Genomic DNA, 578 nt, shown 5'->3' with positions numbered 1-578 from the left:
CGACCCCGCCGACGGTTCCGGCGGAAACGCCCCCTGCCGCGCCTGCGGCGGAACCCGCCAAGCCCGCGGAAGCGGCCCCTGCCCCGGCTGCCGAGCCGGCAAAGCCGGCCGAGGCGACGCCTGCAGAAGCCAGCCATGTCATCGTCGCCGGCGACACCTTCTGGGATTTGGCGAAGAAGGCCTATGGCGACGCCACCAAGTGGAAGCTGATCTCGGGCGCCAACAAGGATTACGAGCCGCATCGGCTGCCGATCGGCGGGACGCTCACCATCCCGCCCGCGGCAGGAGCTATTTCGCCGCGGCAGGTCGGAGGCCCACCCGGGCAACGGGCGGGCTTCTGCTTTCGGGCCAGGGCGCCGCGAGGTGCGGCCAGACGCAGCATTGAAAACCGCCGCCGCATCGTTAGTTTCGCCGCGCCACCGCCGGTTTCGCGGTTCCCGGAGATCCTGATGACGCTGTCCAGCCCACTCGCCCCCAAAGCCGCGAAGACGGCCGGCCCGCTGCCGGCGGGTTCCGTGCGGGTCAAGGCCGGCAAGGTCGGCGTCATGCTGATCAATCTCGGCACGCCCGACGGCACC

Annotated in this window: 1 pseudogene; it reads left to right on the top strand. The window is 71.1% G+C overall.

Annotated elements, in window-relative coordinates:
• Positions 1-578 (top strand): annotated as a pseudogene (locus EOA33_RS41230) (LysM peptidoglycan-binding domain-containing protein); the annotation flags it as partial.

This window comes from Mesorhizobium sp. M4A.F.Ca.ET.050.02.1.1, assembly GCF_003997725.1.
GTDB lineage: Bacteria > Pseudomonadota > Alphaproteobacteria > Rhizobiales > Rhizobiaceae > Mesorhizobium.
Note: the sequence above shows the minus strand (reverse complement) of the source record. Positions and strands in the feature narration are given on the sequence as shown.